We start from the raw sequence: 23,157 nt of genomic DNA, 5'->3' as shown, positions 1-23,157 counted from the left end.
TCGAGAGTACGAGGAGTCTTACCCATGGTGTCGAAGCCACTACCCACGGACCCGATGATCGCCCAGCTCGTGCGTCAGGCACAGCGCGCCCAAATGGGCAGACGCACACTGCTTGCCGGGGCCGGAGCCGGAGCCGCAGCGCTTGCCCTCGCGGCCTGTTCAACGGGAGGGGCCAGTGCCAAGCCCACGGCGGCCACCGATATTTCGGCTACCGACAAGACGGTGAACTGGGACAACTGGGCTCTCTACATTGACATCGACGACCAGGGCAACTACCCGACGCTCGAGCAGTTCACCAAAGAAACCGGCATCACAGTGAAGTACGTCGAAGCCGTCGACGACAACAACACCTACTACGGCAAGGTCAAAGACCAGCTTGCCCTCGGCCAAGACATCGGCGCAGACACGGTCTGCTTGACCGACTGGATGGTGGCGAGGGTGATTCGTCGTGGGTTCGTGCAAGAGCTCGATCACGCGAACATCCCAAACCTGGCCAACCTCACGCCGGCGTTGAAAGACGTCGACTTCGACCCGGGCCGCACCATGTCAGTGCCGTGGCAGGGCGGATTTGCCGGCATCGCCTGGAACAAGGAGAAGCTGCCGAACGGTCTGACCTCCGTCGAGGAGCTGTGGAGCAAAGACCTCAAGGGCCGCGTGGGAACGCTCTCGGAGATGCGCGACACGATGGGCATCCTGATGCAGGCCAACGGCACCTCCATCTCAGGCAAGTGGGGCGACGACGAGTACAACGCGGCGATCGAGGTACTGCAGAAGCAGGTCACCGATGGCCAGATCCGTAACATCAAGGGGAACTCATACAAGGAAGACCTTGTGAACGGCGACACCCTCGCGGCCATCGTCTGGTCAGGTGATATCACCCAGCTGAACGCTGAGAACGGCGACAAGTGGGGGTTCGCGCTGCCCGACTCGGGTGGAACACTCTGGAATGACAACTTCGTGGTGCCGATCGGCTCGAAGCGGAAGGCCAACGCCGAGAAGCTGATCAACTTCTACTACGAGCCGGAGGTTGCTGCTGAGGTGGCGGCCTACGTGAACTACATCCCCCCGGTCGTCGGCGCCAAGGAAGCCGCGATTGCCATCGACCCCGAGTTGGCAAACAACCAGCTCATTTTCCCCGATGAGGCGACGCTGGCGAACGCCCACGTCTTCCGGTCGCTCAGCCCCGAGGAAGAACAGAAGTACGACGCCTCATTCCAGAGCATCCTGCTGGGGGCGTGATCGTGGCGATCAGTGAATTCGCTGAGAGCGGCGCCGACCTTGAGCTGGTGGGAATTCAAAAACGGTTCCCCGGGTTCACCGCCATCGAAAACCTCGATCTCGTCATTCCGGCCGGTTCGTTCTTCGCGCTTCTCGGACCGTCGGGCTGTGGCAAGACCACGACGCTGCGACTTGTCGCCGGCTTGGAAGATCCGACTGCCGGGCAGATTCTGATCGGCGGCCGTGATGTCACCGGGCAGAAGCCTTTCAAGCGACCCGTGAACACGGTGTTCCAGAGCTACGCGCTCTTCCCGCACATGACGGTGCTGGAGAACGTGGCGTTCGGCCTGCGTCGGCGCAAAATCGCCGACCCGGTCGCCAAGGCACATGAGGCATTGCGTCTGGTCGAACTCGATCATTTGGCGACCCGCAAGCCGATCCAGCTCTCGGGCGGTCAGCAACAGCGTGTCGCTCTCGCCCGGGCCCTGGTGAATCGACCGGCACTGCTGCTGCTCGACGAGCCGCTCGGCGCTCTCGACCTCAAGTTGCGTCGGCAGATGCAGCTTGAACTGAAGACGATTCAGGTTGAGGTCGGGCTGACCTTCTTGCACGTGACCCACGACCAGGAGGAGGCCATGACCATGGCCGACACCGTCGCGGTGATGAACAAGGGCCGGATCGAGCAGATGGGGGCACCGCAGCAGTTGTATGAACTGCCCAAAACCGCCTTCGTCGCCAACTTCTTGGGTCAGTCCAATCTCTTCACCGGAACCGTCGTCGCAAATACGAGCACCGCGATCGCGGTGGATGTCGCCGGCCACCGCATCCTCGTGCCCACGCAGCGCTCTCACCGCCATGCCGGCGACGTCACGATCGGTGTGCGCCCCGAGAAGCTGAGCCTGCACCTGGACGCCCCCGCCGAACGCGCCGACCATAATATGCTCGGGCCCGGTCGTGTGATCGACGTGTCATTCAGCGGTGTGAGCACGCAATATCTGGTTGCCATTCCCGGGCTCGGGAACGTGATCGTCTTCGCCCAGAACATGGCCTTCGGTCCGGTCGCCGGCGAGAATGCCGAAGTCTGGGTCAGTTGGAACATCGAGCACGGTTTCGGTCTCGAAGACGACCCGGCCACTGCTCCGCGCTTCGAGCCGGACGCCGACACCCGGAGCATCGCCGCTCACCAGCGCGATGCGCTGCAAACGGAGCTGGAAGAGGCGTAGGGATGGCCTTCGCTGCGTTCGCCACGACGACGGCGCCGGGGGTTGAAGCCACGCCGCGCAAGAAGAGCCCCATCGCGCTGTTCCTGCTGCTGCCCGGCATCCTGTACCTGGTGCTGTTCTTCATCACTCCGCTCTTCTCTCTGCTGCTGACTTCGTTCCAGGCCCCGATGGTCGACGGTGACGTCGGCCAATTCAGCTATGCCTTCAAATGGGAGAACTACGTCCAGGTCATCTCGGACTACTGGCCGCACATCCTGCGCTCCTTCGGCTATGCACTCTGTGCCACGGTGCTGGCCCTGGCCATCAGCTATCCGCTGGCTTACTTCATCGGGGTGAAGGCGCGGCGCTGGCCACTGCTGCAGAGCCTGATGCTCGTCATGGTCATTGCGCCGTTCTTCATCAGCTTTCTACTGCGCACGCTGGCGTGGAAGCAGCTGCTTTCGGACGAGTCATTTGTGATCACCTCGCTCAAGGCCCTGTCACTGATGGCGCCGGATGCCCACTTCACCGGTACGGCGGGGGCGGTGATCTTCGGTTTGACCTACAACTTCATTCCGTTCATGACGCTGCCGCTCTACACGACGCTCGAACGGCTCGACGTGCGGTATCTCGAAGCGGGGAACGACCTCTATGCGAACCCGTTCCAGGTGTTCCGCAAGGTGACAATTCCGCTGTCGATGCCGGGCATCGTCGCGGGAACCCTGCTCACCTTCATCCCGGCAGCGGGCGACTACATCAACGCCAGCCGAGACTTTCTCGGTGGCCCAGACACTCAGATGGTGGGAAACGTGATTGAGGCCAACTTTCTGGTGCTCCTCAACTATCCGGCGGCGGCAGCGCTGTCGATCATTCTGATGAGTGTGATTCTCGTGATGGTCTTGTTCTATGTGAAGCGCTCGGGAACGGAGGATCTGCTGTGAGGTTTTCCTTGGGCAAATGGCTCCTGCCGGTGTATTCGGCACTCGCCCTGATCTTCCTGATGGTGCCGATCGTCTACACCTTTGTCTTCTCGTTCAATGACTCGTTGAAGTCGAACATCGCGTGGCGCGGATTCACCTTCGACAAGTGGCTGAACGTGTGTCAGGTTCAAAACGGTGCAGTGTGTCAGGCGTTCGGCAACAGCCTGGTCATCGGAGCCGTCGCAACAGTGCTGGCGACCACCCTCGGAACCATGATCGCCATCGCCATCGTGCGCTATCGGTTCAAGTTCCGCTCGGGGACGAGCCTGCTGCTGTTCCTTCCGATGGCGACGCCAGAGGTCGTGCTCGGTGCGGGTCTTGCCGCTCAGTTCCTCGCGGTCGGCGTGCCGAAGAACATGCTCACGATCATCCTGGCGCACACCATGTTCTGCATCAGTTTCGTCGTGGTGACGGTCAAGGCGCGGGTGGCGAGCCTGGACCCGGCGCTTGAAGAGGCTGGGCGTGACCTGTATGGATCGCCGAGCCAGGTGTTCCTGAGGGTGACCTTCCCGCTGCTTCTCCCCGGCATTCTTGCGGCCGCGCTGCTTTCGTTCGCGTTGAGTTTCGATGACTTCATCATCACGAACTTCAACTCCGGTTCCGTGTCAACGTTCCCGAAGTACATCTATATATCGGCTGCGCGAGGAATCCCGGCTGAAGCGAATGTGATTGCATCGGCGGTATTCATCTTCGCCCTGATCATCGTGGTGACAGCGCAGGTATCGGCGGCGGCCCGGGCCAAGAGACTGGCGAAGTTCGTCTAGCTTGGCGCCGGGCCTCCGGTTGCGTGATCTCGACACGCTCGATCAGCGGATGTTCCGTTGGTCGAGCGTGTCGGGGCCGGGTGGGCCGTGTGTGTTCCGTTGGTCGAGCGTGTCGAGGCCGGGTGGGCCGTGTGTGTTCCGTTGGTCGAGCGTGTCGAGACCCTTCCGGGCAGCGTAGAGGCTAGACGTAACTGGCCCGGGTTCGGCCCACCGGGTGACCGGCGGCCAGCACGTCGAGGTGCAACTCGGCAGCGGCCTTGTTCACCGCGTCGCGGTCGAGAGCGCCGGCATCGGCAAGCAAGTTCAGCGCGACGATGGCTCCGGGACGCAGGCTACCATCGAGAATCTTCAGCGCCACCGTGGTTCCGTTCGGCGCCGAGACGACCATGATTCCTTCTGCACCGAACTTGGCGAACAGACCGAGACGCTCGATGAGCACGGTGTCCGACTGCCCGGGACCCGCGACGACCCAGCCGTTCGATCGAACAGCTTCGGCCAGAAAGCCGGCCTCACGGTAGATCGCAAACGGCGAATTCGGACGGGACGTCGCAATGCGGGCGATGCCGCGAGCCAGGGCAGTCAGGGTGAATGCGTGCACCGGGGCGCCGCATCCGTCAAACCCAGTCTGAGCCGGGCGCTCGCCCGTGAACCGTTCGACGACGTCGAGAATGCGTTTCTGCAACGGATGCGTCGGGTCGAGGTAACCTTCAAGTGGCCAGTCGTTCGCCGCACAGGCCACGAGCATGGCCGCATGCTTACCCGAACACGTCATGTAGACGGGGGCCTTTTGCGCACCGAGGCGCACAAGCGCATCACGCGCCGCCTGATCTTCTGGCCAGGCGGCCGGGCAGGCTAGAGCCTGCTCGGGAATTCCGGCCCGGGTGAGCAGCCCCTGCACAAGGGCGACGTGCCTCGATGTACCGCTGTGGCTTGCCGTCGCGATGGCGGCATCCTCGCCGCGCAGGGCGACTCCGCTCGCCATCACGGCGACGGCCTGAAACGGTTTCATGGCGGAGCGGGGGAATACCAGCGCTGTCGAGTCGCCGAGAGTGCGCACCACCTCGCCTTCGCCGTTCACGACGACGGCTGAACCGGCGTGCCTCGATTCGATGAAACCGCTGCGTTCGACGACAGCCAATTCAACCGCGTCAGCGAGTGTAAAAGTCTCCACGTGCTGTTACTTCGCCGACGAGAGTGCAGCGATGCCGTCGTCGATCACCGAAAGTGCATCGGCAATCAGTGCGTCGGTGACGGCCAGGCTCGGCAGGAAGCGCAGCACGTTGCCATACGTGCCGGCCGTCAGCAAGAGCACACCGTGCTGTGCGGCGTAGGCCGCGATCGAGGAGACCGCTGCGGCGTTGGGCTCCTTGGTGGTGTCGCCGGTGCCCGGCTGCACGAGCTCGATGGCGATCATCGCACCGCGACCACGGATGTCGCCGATGATGTCGTACTTGGCCTTGAGCGTTTCGAGACCGGCAAGGAGCGCTGCCTCGATGCGGGCACCCTCGGCGAGTAGGTTGTTGTTCTCGATCGATTCGAAGACGGCGATCGCGGCGGCGCAGGCGACGGGGTTTCCGCCGAAGGTCCCGCCGAGTCCGCCGGGCTGAGCAGCATCCATGATCTCGGCCCGACCGGTGACGGCAGCGAGCGGCAGGCCGCCGGCGATTCCCTTTGCGGTGAGCACCATGTCGGGAACCCAGCCGAAGTGCTCGCTGGCGTAATAGGCGCCCGTGCGCGCCATGCCGCTCTGGATTTCGTCGGCGATCATGACGACGCCGTTGGCCGTGCACCACTCCTGCAGGGCCGGAAGGTAGCCGTCGGCCGGAACCATGAAACCGCCCTCGCCTTGAATCGGCTCGACGACGAGGCACGCGAGGTCGCTTGCGCCGACGACCTTATCGAGATAGGCGATGGTGCGGGCCGCGGCATCCGTCCCGTTGAGACCGTCGTGGTAGGGGTATGAGCTCGGTGCGTGGTAGACGTCGCTGGCGAGCGGACCGAATCCTGTCGCATAGGGCATGGCCTTGAAATTCATGGCCATGGTGAGAACGGTGCGGCCGTGGTAGGCGTGATCGAGTACGGCGACGGCACGACGACCGGTGTATTTGCGAGCGATCTTCACGCCGTTCTCGACGGCCTCGGCGCCGGAGTTGATGAGAACGGACTTCTTCGCGAAATCACCGGGTGTGTGTGCGGCGAGCAGCTCGGCAACGCGCACATACTCCTCATACGGGGTGATCGTGAAGAGGGTGTGGATGAACTCCTGCACCTGAGCGACCGCGGCGTTAACCACGTTCGTGTCGGTGTGGCCGATCGTGGTGACACCGATTCCGGCGCCCAGGTCGATGAATTGGTTGTCGTCGATGTCGACAAGGATGGCGCCGTTGGCCTTCTTGATGTAGACGGGCAGGGCCGAGCTGACACCGGCGGAGACGACTTCAAGGCGGCGTTTGTTCATCTCAACCGACTTCGGGCCGGGAATGGCGGTGACGATCTTTCGTTCCTGCGACACCGTGTACGCGGGGGCGGAGGGGCTGGTGGGGGTGTCGGTCAGAATCGTTTCAGTCATAGTGGCGTTAGTTTACCAATGAGGCACGCATGCCGGACCAGGGCTTTCACTGCAAGAATCGGATCTGTCCAGATCTGTCCAGATCTCTCACGGCGAACGCTGCAAGGAGCCCCGTTGAACCTTTCACATCACTACGCGGTGCTGGTCACCTGGACCGGCAATCGGGGATCGGGCACGAGTCACTATCGCGAGTATGGGCGGGAAAACCGCGTGGAAGCGGCCGGTAAGCCCGCGATCGAGGGGTCGGCCGACCCGACATTTCATGGCAACAGGGAACTGTGGAACCCCGAGGAACTGCTGCTCGCGGCGCTCAGCCAATGTCACATGCTCTCGTATTTGCATGTCGCGGTGAAGAACGGCGTCACGGTAGTCGACTACACGGATGCTGCCGTGGGCATCATGGAACAGACGAGCGATGGTGGTGGGCATTTCACATCGGCGACGCTCCATCCCCGGGTGACGATCACCGATGCAACGCAGATCGACCTCGCCCAGTCGCTGCATGCCGAAGCGTCCCGGCTGTGCTTCATCGCATCGTCGGTGAATTTCCCTGTGGGCCACGAGCCGCAGACGGTGGCTGGCGCCGGGCGTGAGGGGCCCGTTGTCTGAGCCAACTCGCACGTCAATCTAAGCGAGCAGCCGTTCGATCCTGTTGATCGAGCTCACCCCGTTGATGGAGCCCATCCCGTTGATGGAGCCCATCCCGTTGATGGAGCCCCTCCCGCTGATCGAGCCTGTCGAGATCCCGTGACCTACCCTCGAGACGCGGCGCGTGGTCTCGACAAGCTCGACCGACGGTTCGGTGATCGACCTGCACCCCTCCCGTTGCTCGACCCCCTCCCGCTGATCGAGCCTTCCCGTTGATCGACCCCCTCCCGCTGATCGAGCCTGTCGAGATCCCGTGAGCCAGCCTCGAGACCGTGGACCGTGGTCTCGAGAAGCTCGACCGACGGTTCGGTGATCGACCCGCACCCCTCCCGCTGATCGGCCCCCTCCCGCTGATCGAGCCTGTCGAGATCCCGTGAGCCAGCCTCGAGACCGTGGACCGTGGTCTCGACAAGCTCGACCCACGGTTCAGCGCTCGAGCCCGCACCCCTTCCGCTGATCGAGCCTGTCGAGATCCCGTAAGCCAACCTCGAGACCGTAGACCGTGGTCTCGACCGGTTCAAGTTCTCGATCCCTCCACAGACACAGCTTCGAGAAGTTATGCACCGATACTGAGAAAAGCTCGTAATCATGTTCGTTCTTTGGGAGAATAGAGCTATGTCAATCACCCTCCCACCCCCCGTCTCCGCCCCGGAGCCGACACCCGCCTCGGGTGCGTCGGCACCGACCGCGGCCATGGTGCTGGCGGTGCTCGAACAGATGCAGGCACTGTGGGCCGGGCTCGGCACGGTCAGCCCCGAGGCGTTCACCGACGACGACCTGCTCGGTGTGCTCGGTGCGTTCGAGGGTGTCGGCCGGCTTGTTGATGCGGGCCGGGTGGCTGTGGCGGCGACGGTCGAGGAACGCTCCGGCCGGTGGCTGGGCCGTGACTCCCTGGCGGCGAAGCGGGGCTGCAACAGTGGCATCGACCTGATCACCCGGATCACCCGCATTTCCGGCCGGGAAGCGAAACGGCGCAGCGCCCTCGGCCTGCGAATGCGGGACACCCAACACGTCGGCACGATCATCCCCGCACTGTTCCCCACGGTGGGTGCCGCGGTCGCTTCGGGCTTGCTGGGGGTGGATGCGGCGGAGGTGATCATGTCCGGTCTGGCCGAGATCTCCCCGCGCGTCGCACCCGATGATCTTGCGGCTGCGGAACGCGCTCTGGTGTCTGCGGCGACGGGCACGATCACGGCCGAGAATGAGGGTGAGCCGGGCGCGGGCTTTGCGTTCTCGGCGGACTCGATGCGGGTGCAGATGTTGCAGTGGCAGGCGGCGCTGGACCCCGACGGGGTCGCACCAAACGAGGTCGAGGGTGAGGCGACGAGCACGATCAGTTTCGGCCGCTTCAAAGACGGCATCTACCCGGTGCGAGGCGGTGTCACTCCCGATCTGTACGGAATCATGAACCTCACCTTCGACGCATTCATCGCCGCCCGCAAAACCCCCGCGTTCCCGACCGCCGCCGAACAAGCCCGCGACCAGGCACGCGACGACCGTTCCGAGCACGACGACCGCGCCGAGCAGGATTCTCACGACGGTCCCGACGGACACGACTTGAACGACGAGCGCGACCGCGAGCACGACGACCGTGACCACGAACGCGATGACCACGACCACGACCATGACGACCACGGTCAGGGTTCAGCCTCAGCTGAGGCGCCTCTTCCCGGGTCGGCCGGGCATGAGTTCGATGACGTCGACACCCGTACGGCCGGTGAGAAGCGGGCCGATATTCTGCGCGGCATGTTCACCCAGTTGGCCCAGGCCGACAGCACTCCCAGCATTGGTGGTGCACCGCCGACGGTGGTGGTGCATGTGAACGTGAACGATATTGAAGCCGGTCGCGGTGTCGGCTGGATCGACGGCGTCGACGCCCCCATCTCGCTTCGCACGGTCGATCAGATGATGTGTGCCGGAGGTACTCAAGCGGTTCTGTTCGGTGCGAACGGTGAGGTTCTGACGCTGACCGATCCGCAACGACTGTTCAACCGTGCCCAACGCCGGGCGATCCTCGCCCGCGATGGCGGCTGCGGCGTTCCCGGCTGCGATGCCCCCGCACAGTGGCTCGAGTTTCATCACGTGATCCCCTGGAGTAAAGGCGGCGTCACTGAAGTCGACAATGGTGTGGCGTTGTGTTGGCGACATCATCACACCATCGAAACGTCCGGCTGGGAGATCCTCATGGTCAACGGCCGACCCCAGGTCAAAGCCCCGGCCTGGATCGACCCGAGCCGCACCTGGCGCGACGCCAACCGCCACCGCACCGACACCCACCGCCGCGACTGAACCGCCGCGACTGATCCGCTGCGACTGACGCGCCGCGACTGGCCTGCCGGGACTGACCTGCCGGGACTGACCTGCCGCGATGGCGCTAGCAACGACAGTGCCCCCTAACCATGGCGCTAGTAGTGGTAGGCCACCGAGCAGGTCTGCTGGGCTGCCGTCTGGCCGCGCAGGCCACCGATGATCTCGGGGGCCACGGGAGTGGGGGCTGCCCCCGGCTGCACTGTTTCCGGCTCGCCAGTCGGGGCCGGGTTCGTTGCCGCATCGATCGTCGTTGCGGCCGGATCAAGGATGACCTCATTACCGAGGGCGCCGTCGCCGAGGGCGAAGGGCTGATCGGTCTGGATCTTCGCTAGGAGCACGACGGCCAGATCGTCGTTTGGAATGATCTTGTTTTTGTTGTCGGGATCCTCGACCGAGGGATACTGCACGAAGACGAGCCGTGACAGATCGAGATCCTTCAGAGTGATTGCCATGCTCGCCATGGTGCTGAGATGGGCCAACGAGGTCGACAGGCTCACGTTTTCGGAGGCAGCCGTAGCCAGGCCGAGCACTTTCGCCGGGTCGGTGAGTGTCTTGCTGCTCTTCATCACACGCATGAGTGAGGACATGTAGGCCTGCTGCGATGAGATGCGGGAGAGATCGCTGCCATCGCCGATTCTTTCCCGAGCGCGAAGATACGACAGAGCCTGTTGTCCGGAGACCACACTGGTGCCGGCGGGTAGATCAAGCCCGGACGCATCATCCTTGACCGCGGCGTTGAGGCAGATCGGTACACCTCCGACTGCGTCGCTCATCGCAATGGTGCCCGCAAACGTGAACGTTGCTGCATAGGGAATCGAAAGCCCGGTGAGCTCTTCAACGGTCGACACGACGCAGCCCAGGCCGCCGCGCGAATACGCGCTGTTGAGCGGCTGAGCCGACACCGCACTGAATTCCTCACCCGTTGCCGCATCGACGCATGCGGGCTGAGGGATGACGAGGTCACGCGGCAGGCTGAGGGCGACGGCGCTCTGATGGTCGGCCGCGACGTGGAGCAGAATGTTCACGTCATTCAGGGTGCCGTCGCCGCGCTCGGCCTCGTACGCTTGCCCGGGAGCGTTGTCGGCTCCGACGGCCAGAATATTGAAACCGCCGTCGAAACTGCCGATGTGTGGGGGCGGGGGGACAGCGCCGCCCTTTCCGTTGGAAATATCGACGGCATTGTGGGCAACTGCGTTGCTGAGCTTCCAGAAAGCAATCGAGGCTATCCCAGCTCCACTCACCAATACGACACTGAGCGCGAGCGCCACGAATTTCAGAACCGGGATACCTTGGGCGTGCCACGAGGACGCGATTTTCTGATGGCGTGCAGTCATGCAGTTGACCCTAGCGAGGCAGATCGCCTGGCTGGGGCAAATTTCGTCTGAAATGCGGTACTAGCGGCGTTCTCTCGGGAAAACCCTGTCCGCAAGTTTGTGCAGTGTGCCAGACGGCGGCGCTTCGTTGTAGACACCAGCGAGCTCCTGCTTGGACAATTCATGGATCGCAGCCATGATCTGGTCGGTGGCAAGGCGCCGGGCCTTGCCGGACTCGGCCGAACCGTGCACGCTCACGTCGATGGGAGTACCGAAATTGACGGTGATCTTGCGCACACGGATGCCCTTGCTCCCGGTTGGCTGGATCTCTTGCGTGCCGATCAGCCCGACCGGAACGACGACGGCACCGGTGGTCAACGCGAGCCAAGCCACTCCAGTGCGCCCCTTGTAGAGGCGGCCATCGAGTGAGCGGGTGCCCTCGGGGTAGATCGCGAAAGCGCTGTCTGATTCGAGGATGCGTCGTCCTGCATCGAGGGCGTCCTGCGCGGCCTGTCCGGCTCCACGTTCAACGCCGACTGCGCCGATCGAGGTGAAGAATGTGCGAGATACCCAGCCCTTCAGACCGGTGCCCGTGAAATAGGTGTTCTTGGCCAGAAACTGAACACGGCGCGGTGCGGTAAGCGGGATCACCAGGCTGTCGACGAACGCCAGGTGGTTGCTGGCCAGAATGACTGGACCCGTCTTCGGAATGTTCTCCCGCCCCGTGATCGTGGGGCGAAAAACCAGTCGCGCGACGGGAGCCATGATGCCGTAACCGAGAAAATAGACGAAGCCTGGTCGCTTGGTCGGGGTGGGTTCTGCATCAGGTTCGGCGTCACTTGTCACGCATCGACATTACCCCTGGTTGTATGCCGCAGTTGGCATGGGGCGGCAGAAAGCGCGATATCCGGCCTAGCATTGGGAATATGCAGAGAGTAATCATCCTCGGATCGACCGGCTCCATCGGCACTCAAGCCCTCGACGTGATCAAGGCCAATCCGACCCGGTTCGACGTTGTCGGTCTGTCAGCCGGGCGCAATCGCGACCTGCTCGACGAGCAAGCTGCCGAGTTCCAGGTCGAGAACACCGCGCTGGGCGCTACCGAAGCAGAACAGTTGGTTCGGGATGTCGAGGCCGACGTCGTGCTCAACGGAATCACGGGCTCGGTCGGACTCGGCCCGACCCTCGCCGCGCTGAAGGCGGGGCGCAGGTTGGCCCTCGCCAACAAGGAGTCACTCATCGTCGGCGGCGATCTGGTGAAATCGTTGGCGTCGCCGGGCCAGATCGTGCCCGTTGATTCTGAACATTCCGCCATCGCCCAAGCACTCCGCTCTGGCACCGCGTCCGAGGTGCGCAGACTTGTCCTCACGGCATCCGGTGGCCCATTTCGTGGCCGTAACCGTGACCAACTTGCGAATGTGAGCCCCGCCGAGGCACTGGCGCACCCCACCTGGGACATGGGCCTCGTCGTCACAACGAACTCGGCGACGCTGGTCAATAAGGGGCTGGAGGTGATCGAGGCGCACCTGCTGTTCAACGTGGAGTACGACCGCATTGACGTCGTGGTGCACCCGCAATCGGTGGTGCACTCGATGGTCGAATTCGTCGACGGATCGACGATCGCTCAAGCTTCGCCGCCCGACATGCGTCTGCCGATTTCGCTCGGCCTCGACTGGCCGCATCGCGTCGGCGGGGTCGGTCGACCGATCGACTGGACCACCGCTCAGAACTGGAGCTTCGAGCCCCTCGACGAGAGCGCATTCCCCGCGGTGAAGTTGGCCAAGCTCGTCGGTCGGGCCGGCGGCACCTATCCGGCGGTGTTCAACGCCGCAAACGAGCAAGCCGTCGCCGCATTCCATGCCGGACGGCTGTCGTTCCTCTCTATCGTCGACACGGTGCAGCGGGTGGTCGAGTCGCACGAGCTCGACGGCGCACTGAGCTTGGAATCCCTGGCCGCGGCCGAGGTCTGGGCACGGGCAGCCGCTGACAAGCTCATCGCAGCGGGCTGATTGCTGCCCGATAGCTGTCGGCGGTCGTGGCCAGCGCCTCGTCCCACGGCGTCGCATGCACACCGAGCATGCGCTCCGTCTCGGTGGCGTCGATCACGTACGGCACGGTCAATTGGTAACTCGACGCCCAGACCTCCCGCATCATCGGGCTGAACACACCGAGACTGCGCAGGACCCACTGCGGATAGTCCGCCGATTTTCCGTGGGTTCCGTAGCGGGAATTCAGTTGATCGACGATCTGGTTGCGGCTCCAGGTGGCGCTCGGAACATGCCAGATGCGGCCCCACTCGCCCGTATAGTCGGCCGCGGCGATCAGTGTCGACGCGATGTCGGGCAGATAGCTCCAGCTGTGTGGTAACGCAGAAGAGCCGACACCGCGCGCAGTCCGTGACGCGAGGATGGCGGTGAAGAAGGCCGTGCCCAGATGCGCGGCTCCGACAGAGCCGGGCCCGAAGTAGTCGCTGGCCCGCACCTCGACCGCCGTGATCTCACCACGTTCGGTAGCCGCATGGGCGAGCGCCCAACCGGCTTTCCGAATCAGGCCCTTCTTCTCTGTGGTTGTTTCGGCGGAGTGCTCGGTCATCGGTCCGCTTGGCGAACCGTAGGAGTAGAGGTTGCCCATCGTGACGAGGCGGGCACCCGTTGCGGATGCCGCGGTGACGGCTGCCGCGAATATCGGCGGCCACTCGGTCGCCCACTTCGTGTACGACGGATTCGTGCAGAGGAAGATCGTCGCAGCACCCTCGGCCGCCCGGCTGAACTCCGTCGCATCCGAGGCGTCCAGAGAGAGGGGCCGGGCGCTGGTGACGGAGGAACCAGATCGAGTTGCGACCGTCACGCTGTCGCCGCGTGCGGCGAGACGCTCGGCAACCGGTCGGCCGATCATTCCTGCGCCGACAACGAGATGCTCTGTCATGGTCATCCTCTCCGCTGGGTAGCGACACTCTATGCGCTGAAGCGGCGATACCAACAGCCTTTCGGTGGCGCCGGCGGAGCGGGCGCGCCCACCTGACCGTGCTCGGTAAGCGCGCCAGCCGGTCGCATCGGGCGCACCAAGGAAACCGCCAGCCGCCTCGCAGCTAGAGGCCGCTACTCTGAGCCTGTGGATTCTGTGCTGTTGTTTATTTTGGGCGTCGCTGTCATCGTCGTCGGTCTCGCCGTGTCGATCGGCCTCCACGAGGTCGGGCACCTGCTGCCCGCCAAGCTTTTTGGGGTGAAAGTCACTCAATACATGATCGGCTTCGGCCCCACACTGTGGTCGAAGCGCAAGGGCGAGACCGAATACGGCATCAAGGCCATTCCACTCGGCGGTTACATCTCGATGATCGGGATGTTCCCGCCCACGGCCGGCCATGCCGCGCGCGACGCAAGCACCGGATTCTTCAACCAACTCGTGCAAGAGGGCGAACAGACGGTTAAACAGGGCGCGCTCGCGACGCTGGCCGACGACGCCCGCCAGGCGAGTGCCGACACCATCGGCGAGGGCGAGGAGCACCGCGCCTTCTACCAGCTGGCGGTCTGGAAGCGCATCATCATCATGTTCGGCGGCCCGTTCATGAACCTCGTGATCGCCGTCGTGCTTTTCGCCGTGCTCTTGATGGGCTTCGGCACCGCCCAGGCCAGCACGACGGTCGGGAGTGTCTCCGCCTGTGTGCTTCCCGCCACTGCGACCAGCCAGACCTGCACTGCCAACGCCGAAAAGGCTCCGGGTGCCGCCGCGGGCCTCACTCCCGGCGATCGTCTTGTCAGCATCGACGGCACCGTCATCACGAGCTGGAACCAGTCGACCGACCTCATCCGTAATGCCCCCGGTACACCGCTCTCGGTCGTCGTCGAGCGCGACGGAACCATGCAGACTCTCACGATCACTCCGAAGCTGACCGAACGCTATGTAACGGATGCGTCGGGTAAGGTCGTCAAGAACGCGTCGGGTGTTGCCGAAACCAGCGATGTCGGCTTTGTCGGAATCGGCCCGGCCAGCGAACTCGTACAGCAGCCCGCCTCCGCAGTGCTGCCCCAGGTCGGGGAGAACATCGGCGGTGTCGTGCACATGATCGTCAACCTGCCGTCGCGTCTCGTCGACGTCGCCACCGCGGCATTCGGCCCGGGGGAGCGCGATCCCAACGGCCCAATCAGCGTCGTCGGCGTCGGGCGCATCGCGGGTGAAATCGTCAGCATCGACACCATCCCGGTGGCCAGCAAGATCGCCAGCATGCTCGGGCTCCTTGCGTCACTGAACATCGCTTTGTTCGTCTTCAACCTGGTGCCGCTCATGCCGCTCGATGGTGGCCACATCGCCGGGGCGCTCTGGGACGGGCTCCGTCGTTCGTATGCAAAACTATTCCGTCGCCCGAAGCCGAGCCCCGTCGACATGGCGAAGCTCATGCCGCTGACCTTTGCCGTGGTGATCGTGCTCGGCGGGATGAGTCTGCTGCTCATTTATGCCGACCTCGTGAAACCCATCAATATCTTCGGCTAGCCGAGCGGGGTGGATGCCACGCCCAGCGCGTGGTCGTACCATCGGTACATGCCACCACCCTGGGCCTACTCCGATGCCGCGTGGCAGGATCGCGCTCGGCACCGCCCGCCGGCCCAGCCCGGGCAGTGGGGCCCCGGGAATCCGGGATCCACCGGCCCGCGCATTCCGGCCATTGTGGTGCTGTGGCTACCGGTCGTGCTGTCGTTCCTGGTTCAAGTTCCAACTGTGATCTTTCTCGCTTGGCACTTCTCAGACCGGACGGAGGGACTCGCCGCCGTGGGCTTCGCCCTGCTCGGCCCGCTCGCGCTGATCGGTGCACGGCGCTTTCCCGGCCCTGTCGTGGCCCTGGCTGCGCTCGCCGCAGCGGGACTGCTTCTTGTGCGCCCGGACATCTCCGCCCCGAACCTCGCCCTCGCCTTCGCGATCGTCCTCGGCATCGTGCGTGGCGCCCGGCTCTGGGTCTACAGTGCGGTCGCGGTCGCCTGGGTACTCACCATCGCCACCGCGTCGCTGATCGGCGTGAACCTGCATCCGCTTCGAATTGCTTTTACCACTCTGGCCCTGGCGCTGATGATGGGCATCGGCGAGCTCATCCGGGTGCGCCGCGAGCATTTTCAAACCGTGCGCAGATCCGCCCAGGCCCGTCGGGTCGACGCGGAACAGCGCGAACGGGTTCGTATCGCCCGCGAACTCCACGATGTGCTCGGGCACTCGCTGTCGCAGATCAACGTGCAGGCCAGCGTGGGTTTGCACCTCATTGACGCTCAGCCAGAGAAGGCGGCGGAAGCACTCGCGAGTATCAAAGCGACGAGCAAGAATGCGCTCGATGAGGTGCGGATGGTGTTGGGAATTCTGCGCGCAGATGGCGAAGGCACGGCGCCACTGTCGCCCGAACCAGATCTTGCCGGGCTGCCCGCACTGTTCGAGACGTTTCAAGCCCAGGGCATTGCGGTGCACTGCCTCAACGCTCTCGAGGCGGAGTCGGCGGCTCCGGCGGCCACGCAACTCGCGCTCTACCGCATCTGCCAGGAAGCTCTGACGAACGTGCTGCGGCATTCGGGTGCGCGCGAGGCATCCGTCTACCTTGCGATCGACCGGGGCGGCTATCTGCTTACGGTGAGTGACATCGGTACCCCGGTGCGGGGCGCCCTGACTCCCGGCGGCGGGCTGCTCGGCATGCGTGAACGGGCCGAGCTTCTCGGGGGAAGCCTGCGCTATGCAGCCGATGCGGACGGTGGCTTTCAGATCGAGGCCAGAATTCCGTTGCGAGCGACGCGGTGAGTACCCCACTGAATCAGGCGGATGCCGCTGGCCGGACGGGCCCGATCAGAGTCGTGATCGCCGACGATCAACAGCTCATTCGCGCGGGCTTTCGGGCCCTGCTCGAATCGGTGCCCGACATCGAGGTCGTCGCCGAAGCCGGCACGGGGAAGCTGGCCGTTGAGCTCGTGACGCGACATCGCCCCGACGTCGTGCTCATGGACATCCGCATGCCGGACGGCGACGGCTTGTGGGCGACCGAACAGATCGTACAGAACCCGCTCCTTTCCGGCACACACATCGTGATCGTGACGACATTCGAGTTTGATGAGTACGTTGCCCATGCCATTCGAGCAGGCGCCAGCGGCTTTCTTGTCAAAGACACCGAGCCGACCGAACTGATTCGGGCGGTTCGCGTCGTGGCGGCGGGCGACGGGTTGCTCTCGCCGAGCGTAACGCGGCGGCTGCTCGAACGGATGGCGGTGAGTCTTGCAGACAGCCGTGAGGCGACCTCACTCGCCGCGTTGACCGAACGGGAACGCGAAGTTCTCGGTTTGGTCGGGCGGGGGCTGACGAATACGGAGATCGGGCTGCGGCTGTTTCTCAGTCCGCTCACCGCGAAGACCCACGTGTCGCGCATCATGTCGAAGCTGGGCGCTCGCGATCGTGTGCAGCTGGTGATCATCGCCGCAGAGACCGGGCTGGTCAGCCCGGGGCTGTGATCGACCCGTTCGCTCTCGGACCGTTCGCTCCCGACCCGTTTGCTGCCGGTCTGCACCCGCTGGTGTAGTCGAAGTGACTCCCGTGGGCGGATTCGCGCGCGCGTCGGAGAGGCGACGCTGAGGGTATCGAGTGGCCGAGCCTCACGGAGAGTGGACCCCCATGATCAGCACCGCAGTTTTCAGCACCGCAGTATTCAACACAGCTCCGGCGTTTCTCGCGCATCCCGGTTACGGCTGGGGCTGGGGGTGGGGCGGTGGGCCAGGCTGGCTTTTCCTACTCTTCCCGCTGTTCTGGATTCTTGTCGTCGTGATTCTGGTCGCCATTTTTGGGCGCCGCTGGCGCCACGGCTCGCAGCTGCGGGGACCAGACGCCGGCTACTACGGCCCGCACCCGCACGGGGACGCATATGACGAGGCCGGCTCCAGCGCCGAGAAGACGCTGGCCGAGCGGTTTGCGCAGGGCGACATCGACGAAGTCGAGTACCGCGCGCGCCTCGAGGTGCTCCGTGCGAACCGACCTCAGCCGCCCAGCCCGCCGCAGCGGTAGGGCAGCGTCGCCTAACGCGAGAGCAAGAGCGCCTCACCTTGGCCGCCGCCGCCACACAGCGAGACGGCGGCCTTTCCGCTGCCGCGCCGGGAGAGTTCGAGTGCAGCATGCAAGGCCAGGCGGGCACCAGAGGCGCCGATCGGATGCCCGATCGCAATGGCCCCACCATGAATGTTGACGCGCTCCGCGCTCACCCCCAGGTCCGCGCTCGACTGCAGTGCGACGGCGGCGAACGCCTCGTTGATCTCGATCAGATCCAGCTCGGCCGCCGTCCAGCCGGCGCGATCCAGCGCCTGGGCGATGGCGTTCGACGGCTGCGAATGCAGTGAATTATCGGGGCCGGCCACCTCGCCGGATGCCTCGACGATAGCCAGCCAGGGCAGGCCGTGCTCCTCGGCCCACGCCCGACTGGTGACCACGACGGCGGATGCCCCATCTGACAACGGTGAGGAATTGCCGGCCGTGATCGTGCCATGCGGCGCGAACGCCGACCGCAGGCGCGCAAGAGTGTCGACGGTACTGTCACCGCGCACCCCCTCATCGGTGGTGAGCAGCACCGGCTCGCCCTTTCGCTGCGGCACGCTGAGTGGCGTGATCTCACCGTCGAACAAGCCCGCGGCTTGCGCGGCGGCGGCGCGCTGGTGCGAGGCGGCGGCGAGAGCGTCTTGCTCGAGGCGGTTGATGCCAAGACGGCCATTGATCTGCTCGGTGGAGAGCCCCATGGAGAGGCCGTCGAAGGCATCCGTCAACCCGTCGTACGCGGCGTGGTCGAGGGCGGTGACACTGCCATAGGGCCAGCCTTGGCGGGAACCCGGAAGCAAATGCGGTGCCTGCGACATCGACTCCTGGCCGCCGGCAACGACGACGCTCGCCTCGCCAAGACGAATCAGTCGGGCGGCATCCACTATCGCAGCCAGACCAGAGAGGCAGACCTTGTTGAGCGTCATCGCCGGCACATTCCACGGGATGTCGGCGGCGATTGCGCTTTGGCGGGCCGGATTCTGCCCGCAGCCGGCCTGCAGAACCTGCCCCATTAGAACGGCGTCGACCTGACCGGCGGCGACACCCGTGCGAGCCAGCGCTCCGGCGATCGCCGCGGCACCGAGCTGCACGGCGGTGAGCGACGCGAGTTGGCCGTTGACGCGCCCGTGTGGGGTGCGGGAGCCCCCGAGAATCACAACATCGGTGCTGTTCATGGTGACTCCTTCGTCCGTCCGCCCCTTGACGGCCCGGATCTTTCCATCATAGGTTTCACGCACCCCGCTGTTCCCGGAGTCGTCATAATTTCGACCACCGGGGAGGACCCGCCTGGCGGGCGCTGAGGATCCACCGAGGTGAAGAGAGGGACTGCGGATGTCGCAATTACAGGGACGAACAGCGCTCATCACGGGGGGAGTCAGCGGCATCGGAGAAGCCTGTGCCCGCGCATTCCAGGCCGCCGGTGCCCACGTGACGATCGCCGACATGAACGTCGCGAAAGCCGAAGCGCTCGCCACGGAACTCGGGGGCTCGGTCTGGCCGGTTGACCTGTCCGACACCGAAGCGCTGCACGACCTCACGCTGCACTGCGACATTCTGGTCAACAATGCCGGCATTCAACATGTGAGCCCGATCCACGAGTTCGACCCCGACCGGTTCGCCCTCATGCTGCGCATCATGCTTGAGGCGCCGTTCCTGCTGATCCGTGCTTCGCTTCCCGGAATGTATGAGCGCGGCTTCGGCCGGATCATCAACATTTCCAGCGTGCATGGACTGCGCGCTTCCCCGTTCAAATCAGCCTATGTCGCGGCGAAGCATGGTCTCGAAGGGCTCTCGAAGGTGACCGCTCTCGAAGGTGGTCCGCACGGTGTGACCAGCAACTGCATCAACCCCACCTACGTACGCACGGCGTTGGTCGAAGCCCAGCTTCCCGACCAAGCCCGAATCCACAGGATGAGCGAGGAAGATGTCGTCGAGAAGATCATGCTGGCCGAGAGCGTGATCAAGAGGTTGGTGGAACCCGACGAAGTCGCGGCACTCGCGCTCTGGCTGGCCGGTCCGCACGCCGGAATGGTGACCGGCGCCAGCCACGTGATCGATGGAGGGTGGACGGCACGATGACTGATGCTCGCGCATTCCGGGTTCCGGTGACCGGTGGGATGCTGGCCGGCGGGATCTGGGACCCGGCAGGTTCGCCGACCGTCGTCGCCATCCACGGCATCACGGCCACGCACCTGAGCTGGCCCTTCGTCGCACGGGCGCTGAACGGCATCCGGGTCGTCGCCCCTGACCTCCGCGGTCGCGGGCGCAGCAACACGCTGCCCGGCCCGTGGAATCTGCCCCGTCTGGCCGACGATGTGGTGGCGATGATGGATGCTCGTGAGATCGAGCGCGCGCCGATCCTCGGCCATTCGATGGGCGCGTTCGTGGGCGTCTGGCTGGCGCATCGGCATCCGGACCGCGTCTCATCGCTCACTCTCATCGACGGAGGGCTCCCGATTCCTCGAGCTGCGGGAGGCGACCCGCTGGCGTTGCTGGGCCCGGCGGCCGACCGGCTCCGGCAGACCTTCGCGACCCGAGCGGCCTACCGAGAATTCTGGAAAGCCCACCCGGCATTCGCGGGCGACTGGTCGGCGGATGTCGAAGCCTACGTCGATTACGACCTCGACGGCGAGGAGCCGCTCCTGACCGCCGCGACGCCGATCGAGGCCGTCGCCGAAAATATCATGGAGTTGAACGGCGATGGCGGCTACCGTGAGGCGCTCACCGCGCTGAGCCTCCCCATCGACTTCCTCTGGGCCCCACGCGGCCTGCTCAACGAACCGACGGCGCTCTACAGTCCCGTCATCGTTTCGGAGTACGCCTCGCTCATCCCGAGTCTCACCGTGCATGCCATCGACGACGTGAATCACTACACGAGCATCATGTCTGAGCACGGTGCGTCGCAGGTCGCGGCCATCGTGACCGCACGAATTTCGCACTAACACCGCCCCTGGTTCTGGCAGCCGACCATGCTCGCTCTGCCCACGGAGGTGAGTGCGCTCGCCATCGACCTGCGTGGTTTCGGCAGCTCAGAGACACTGCCGGTGGATGCGACGCGTGGGTTGCGCGACTATGCCGACGACGTTAGGGCGGTACTCGACGCACTAGACGCACTCGGCGTGTCGCGGGCGCATATCGTGGGCTGGAGTATGGGGGCGGGCGTCGTGCTGCAGTACCTGCTCGATCACCCGGATGCCGTTACCAGCGCGACGCTTGTCGCCCCCGTCTCGCCGTTCGGTTTCGGCGGCACCGTCGGGGCAGACGGGCGTCGGCTCACCGACGACGACGCCGGCACGGGCGCAGGCGGGGCGAACCCCGACTTCGTGGCGCGGCTGCACGCCGGCGATCTGACCGCCGACGAGCAGACGTCACCCCGCACCGTCTATCAGACGGCGTACGTCAAGCCGCCGTTCGCGTCCGACCGTGACGATCTCTGGGTGCACTCGATGCTCACGACGAAGACGGGGGAGGGAAACTACCCGGGAACCTCGGTTTCGTCCGAAAGCTGGCCCGGTTTCGCAGCCGGGACGAGCGGGGTGCTGAACACCATGGCGCCCGGCTATTTCAACGTGAGTGGCATCGTCGACCTGGCCCAGAAGCCGCCCATCCTCTGGGTGCATGGTGCCGACGACGTGATTGTGTCTGACACCTCGTTCTTCGACCTCAACTATCTCGGGCAGCTGGGGGTGATCCCCGGCTGGCCCGGCGCCGAGGTGGCCCCGCCACAACCGATGATCGCGCAGACTCGTGCTGTGCTCGACGCGTCTCGAGACACTGGCGGGCGGGCCAGTGAACTGGTATTCGACGACTGCGGGCATTCACCGCATCTGGAGCATCCCGAACGGTTCGTCGAGGCTCTCACCGAACAGCTGCGGCACGGCGCCTGACGGCGAAGGTTCAGCTTGCCCGGGTGACGGACGCGTAAGCTGACTCTGTGGCTGCTATCAATTTGGGAATGCCCAAAGTCCCCGAGATCCTTGCTCCCCGTCGCGTCTCGCGCCAGATCAAGGTGGGCAAGGTGCTGGTCGGTGGAAACGCGCAGATCAGCGTTCAATCGATGACGACGACTCCGACGACGAACATTAACGCGACACTGCAGCAGATTGCCGAGCTGACGGCATCCGGCTGCGATATCGTGCGCGTTGCCGTGCCCAGCCGGGACGATGCCGAGGCCCTGCCGATCATCGCCAAGAAGAGCCAGATCCCGGTCATCGCCGACATCCACTTTCAGCCGAACTATGTCTTCGCGGCCATCGACGCCGGCTGTGCCGCCGTGCGTGTGAACCCGGGCAACATTCGTAAGTTCGACGATCAGGTCGGAAAGATCGCCGCGGCCGCGAAGGCCGCGAACGTGTCGCTCCGCATCGGCGTGAACGCTGGATCTCTCGAGCCGACCCTCCTGCAGAAGTACGGCAAGGCCACTGCGGAGGCTCTCGTCGAGAGTGCGGTCTGGGAGGCGAGCCTGTTCGAAGAACACGACTTCCACGACTTCAAGATCTCGGTCAAGCACAACGACCCGATCGTCATGGTCAAGGCCTATCGTCTGCTCGCCGAGCGCGGCGACTGGCCGTTGCACCTCGGTGTGACCGAGGCCGGCCCGTCGTTCCAGGGCACGATTAAGAGCGCGACGGCCTTTGGCATCCTGCTCTCCGAGGGCATCGGCGACACCATTCGCGTCTCGCTGTCGGCTCCGCCGGTCGAAGAGATCAAGGTGGGCCTGCAGATTCTGCAGTCGCTCAACCTGCGTGAGCGCAAGCTCGAAATCGTCTCGTGCCCGAGCTGCGGGCGCGCCCAAGTCGATGTCTACAAGCTCGCCAATGACGTGACCGACGGCCTCGAGGGCATGACGGTTCCGCTGCGCGTCGCTGTGATGGGTTGCGTCGTGAACGGGCCCGGCGAGGCGCGCGAAGCTGACCTCGGCGTGGCATCCGGAAACGGAAAGGGACAGATTTTCGTGAAGGGGCAGGTTATCAAGACCGTTCCGGAGTCTGAGATCGTGGCGACGCTGATCGAAGAAGCCAATCGGCTCGCCGCGGAGATGCCGGCCAGCGAGACGTCGACGGGCTCGCCGATGGTGACGGTGGGCGCGAAGTAGTTCGAACAACGTCCCGTTGG

Annotated in this window: 20 protein-coding genes and 1 pseudogene; 15 read left to right on the top strand and 6 right to left on the bottom strand. The window is 64.5% G+C overall.

Translation table 11 applies throughout. The annotated features are described in order from the left end of the window. Window positions 1-24 precede the first annotated feature (24 nt). The 4 genes from HNR05_RS09095 to HNR05_RS09080 are packed head-to-tail and all read left to right on the top strand — an operon-like array spanning window position 25 to window position 4,164. On the top strand, window positions 25-1,239 hold the full coding sequence (locus HNR05_RS09095; protein WP_179578720.1) for an ABC transporter substrate-binding protein: 1,215 nt from the start codon (window positions 25-27) through the stop codon (window positions 1,237-1,239). A 2-nt stretch (window positions 1,240-1,241) separates the two neighbouring features. Beyond that, on the top strand, window positions 1,242-2,441 hold the full coding sequence (locus HNR05_RS09090; RefSeq protein ID WP_179578719.1) for a polyamine ABC transporter ATP-binding protein: 1,200 nt from the start codon (window positions 1,242-1,244) through the stop codon (window positions 2,439-2,441). A gap of 2 nt (window positions 2,442-2,443) precedes the next feature. After that, window positions 2,444-3,361, top strand: coding sequence for an ABC transporter permease (locus HNR05_RS09085; protein ID WP_179578718.1), 918 nt, complete (start codon window positions 2,444-2,446; stop codon window positions 3,359-3,361). Then, window positions 3,358-4,164 (top strand): ABC transporter permease subunit, encoded by an 807-nt coding sequence (locus tag HNR05_RS09080; protein ID WP_179578717.1) that lies wholly within the window; start codon window positions 3,358-3,360, stop codon window positions 4,162-4,164. Before HNR05_RS09085 ends, HNR05_RS09080 begins: the two co-directional genes overlap by 4 nt. Window positions 4,165-4,345: 181 nt before the next feature. Here HNR05_RS09080 and HNR05_RS09075 read toward each other — a convergent pair whose 3' ends face one another. Together HNR05_RS09075 and gabT are read right to left on the bottom strand one after the other, a co-directional pair. Beyond that, window positions 4,346-5,335, bottom strand: coding sequence for an asparaginase (locus tag HNR05_RS09075; protein ID WP_179578716.1), 990 nt, complete (start codon window positions 5,333-5,335; stop codon window positions 4,346-4,348). 6 nt (window positions 5,336-5,341) lie between these two features. Then, entirely contained in the window at window positions 5,342-6,733 is a 1,392-nt protein-coding gene (gene gabT / locus HNR05_RS09070; protein ID WP_179578715.1) for a 4-aminobutyrate--2-oxoglutarate transaminase, read from the bottom strand. 114 nt (window positions 6,734-6,847) lie between these two features. On the opposite strand from gabT, the gene HNR05_RS09065 reads away from it, so the two are divergent. Then, window positions 6,848-7,342, top strand: coding sequence for an OsmC family protein (locus HNR05_RS09065; RefSeq protein ID WP_179578714.1), 495 nt, complete (start codon window positions 6,848-6,850; stop codon window positions 7,340-7,342). A gap of 654 nt (window positions 7,343-7,996) precedes the next feature. Then, window positions 7,997-9,670, top strand: coding sequence for an HNH endonuclease signature motif containing protein (locus HNR05_RS09060; RefSeq protein ID WP_179578713.1), 1,674 nt, complete (start codon window positions 7,997-7,999; stop codon window positions 9,668-9,670). Between the two features lie 116 nt (window positions 9,671-9,786). Here the strand turns inward: HNR05_RS09060 and HNR05_RS09055 are convergent, their stop codons facing one another. After that, window positions 9,787-11,025, bottom strand: coding sequence for an LCP family protein (locus tag HNR05_RS09055; protein ID WP_179578712.1), 1,239 nt, complete (start codon window positions 11,023-11,025; stop codon window positions 9,787-9,789). A 60-nt stretch (window positions 11,026-11,085) separates the two neighbouring features. Further along, the gene (locus tag HNR05_RS09050; protein WP_425485077.1) at window positions 11,086-11,850 is read right to left on the bottom strand and encodes a lysophospholipid acyltransferase family protein; all 765 of its coding nucleotides are present in this window, start codon (window positions 11,848-11,850) and stop codon (window positions 11,086-11,088) included. 80 nt (window positions 11,851-11,930) lie between these two features. Here HNR05_RS09050 and dxr point away from each other — a divergent pair, with 80 nt between their 5' ends. Continuing rightward, window positions 11,931-13,013, top strand: a complete 1,083-nt coding sequence (gene dxr / locus HNR05_RS09045; protein ID WP_179578711.1) for a 1-deoxy-D-xylulose-5-phosphate reductoisomerase — start codon at window positions 11,931-11,933, stop codon at window positions 13,011-13,013. Here dxr and HNR05_RS09040 read toward each other — a convergent pair. Next, window positions 12,997-13,929 (bottom strand): NAD-dependent epimerase/dehydratase family protein, encoded by a 933-nt coding sequence (locus HNR05_RS09040; RefSeq protein WP_179578710.1) that lies wholly within the window; start codon window positions 13,927-13,929, stop codon window positions 12,997-12,999. The two genes, dxr and HNR05_RS09040, sit on opposite strands and share 17 nt — an antisense overlap. Before the next feature lie 186 nt (window positions 13,930-14,115). On the opposite strand from HNR05_RS09040, the gene HNR05_RS09035 reads away from it, so the two are divergent. From HNR05_RS09035 to HNR05_RS09020, 4 genes are all read left to right on the top strand, one after another. Continuing rightward, entirely contained in the window at window positions 14,116-15,492 is a 1,377-nt protein-coding gene (locus HNR05_RS09035; RefSeq protein ID WP_343062535.1) for a M50 family metallopeptidase, read from the top strand. Window positions 15,493-15,540: 48 nt separating this feature from the next. Continuing rightward, window positions 15,541-16,773: a sensor histidine kinase gene (locus HNR05_RS09030; protein WP_179578709.1), complete on the top strand. Its 1,233-nt coding sequence runs from the start codon at window positions 15,541-15,543 to the stop codon at window positions 16,771-16,773. Then, entirely contained in the window at window positions 16,770-17,474 is a 705-nt protein-coding gene (locus HNR05_RS09025; RefSeq protein WP_343062534.1) for a response regulator, read from the top strand. The genes HNR05_RS09030 and HNR05_RS09025 overlap by 4 nt, the downstream gene beginning before the upstream one ends. A gap of 160 nt (window positions 17,475-17,634) precedes the next feature. Beyond that, the gene (locus tag HNR05_RS09020; RefSeq protein ID WP_218868855.1) at window positions 17,635-18,021 is read left to right on the top strand and encodes an SHOCT domain-containing protein; all 387 of its coding nucleotides are present in this window, start codon (window positions 17,635-17,637) and stop codon (window positions 18,019-18,021) included. A gap of 11 nt (window positions 18,022-18,032) precedes the next feature. Here the strand turns inward: HNR05_RS09020 and HNR05_RS09015 are convergent, their stop codons facing one another. Further along, entirely contained in the window at window positions 18,033-19,217 is a 1,185-nt protein-coding gene (locus HNR05_RS09015) for an acetyl-CoA C-acetyltransferase (RefSeq protein WP_179578708.1), read from the bottom strand. A gap of 157 nt (window positions 19,218-19,374) precedes the next feature. Here HNR05_RS09015 and HNR05_RS09010 point away from each other — a divergent pair, with 157 nt between their 5' ends. The 4 genes and pseudogenes from HNR05_RS09010 (at window position 19,375) to ispG (ending at window position 23,137) form a co-directional block, all read left to right on the top strand. Further along, on the top strand, window positions 19,375-20,121 hold the full coding sequence (locus HNR05_RS09010) for a 3-hydroxybutyrate dehydrogenase (RefSeq protein ID WP_179578707.1): 747 nt from the start codon (window positions 19,375-19,377) through the stop codon (window positions 20,119-20,121). Continuing rightward, window positions 20,118-20,984, top strand: a complete 867-nt coding sequence (locus HNR05_RS09005; RefSeq protein WP_179578706.1) for an alpha/beta fold hydrolase — start codon at window positions 20,118-20,120, stop codon at window positions 20,982-20,984. The genes HNR05_RS09010 and HNR05_RS09005 overlap by 4 nt, the downstream gene beginning before the upstream one ends. Window positions 20,985-20,996: 12 nt before the next feature. After that, a pseudogene (locus HNR05_RS09000) lies at window positions 20,997-21,929 on the top strand (alpha/beta hydrolase); the annotation flags it as partial. 47 nt (window positions 21,930-21,976) lie between these two features. Continuing rightward, entirely contained in the window at window positions 21,977-23,137 is a 1,161-nt protein-coding gene (gene ispG / locus HNR05_RS08995) for a flavodoxin-dependent (E)-4-hydroxy-3-methylbut-2-enyl-diphosphate synthase (protein ID WP_179578704.1), read from the top strand. The last annotated feature ends 20 nt before the right edge of the window (window positions 23,138-23,157 follow it).

The sequence above is a fragment of the Leifsonia psychrotolerans genome (assembly GCF_013410665.1).
GTDB classification, from domain to species: domain Bacteria; phylum Actinomycetota; class Actinomycetes; order Actinomycetales; family Microbacteriaceae; genus Cryobacterium; species Cryobacterium psychrotolerans_A.
The sequence above is the reverse complement of the archived record's forward strand: the minus strand, read 5'-3'. Positions and strand labels throughout refer to the sequence as shown.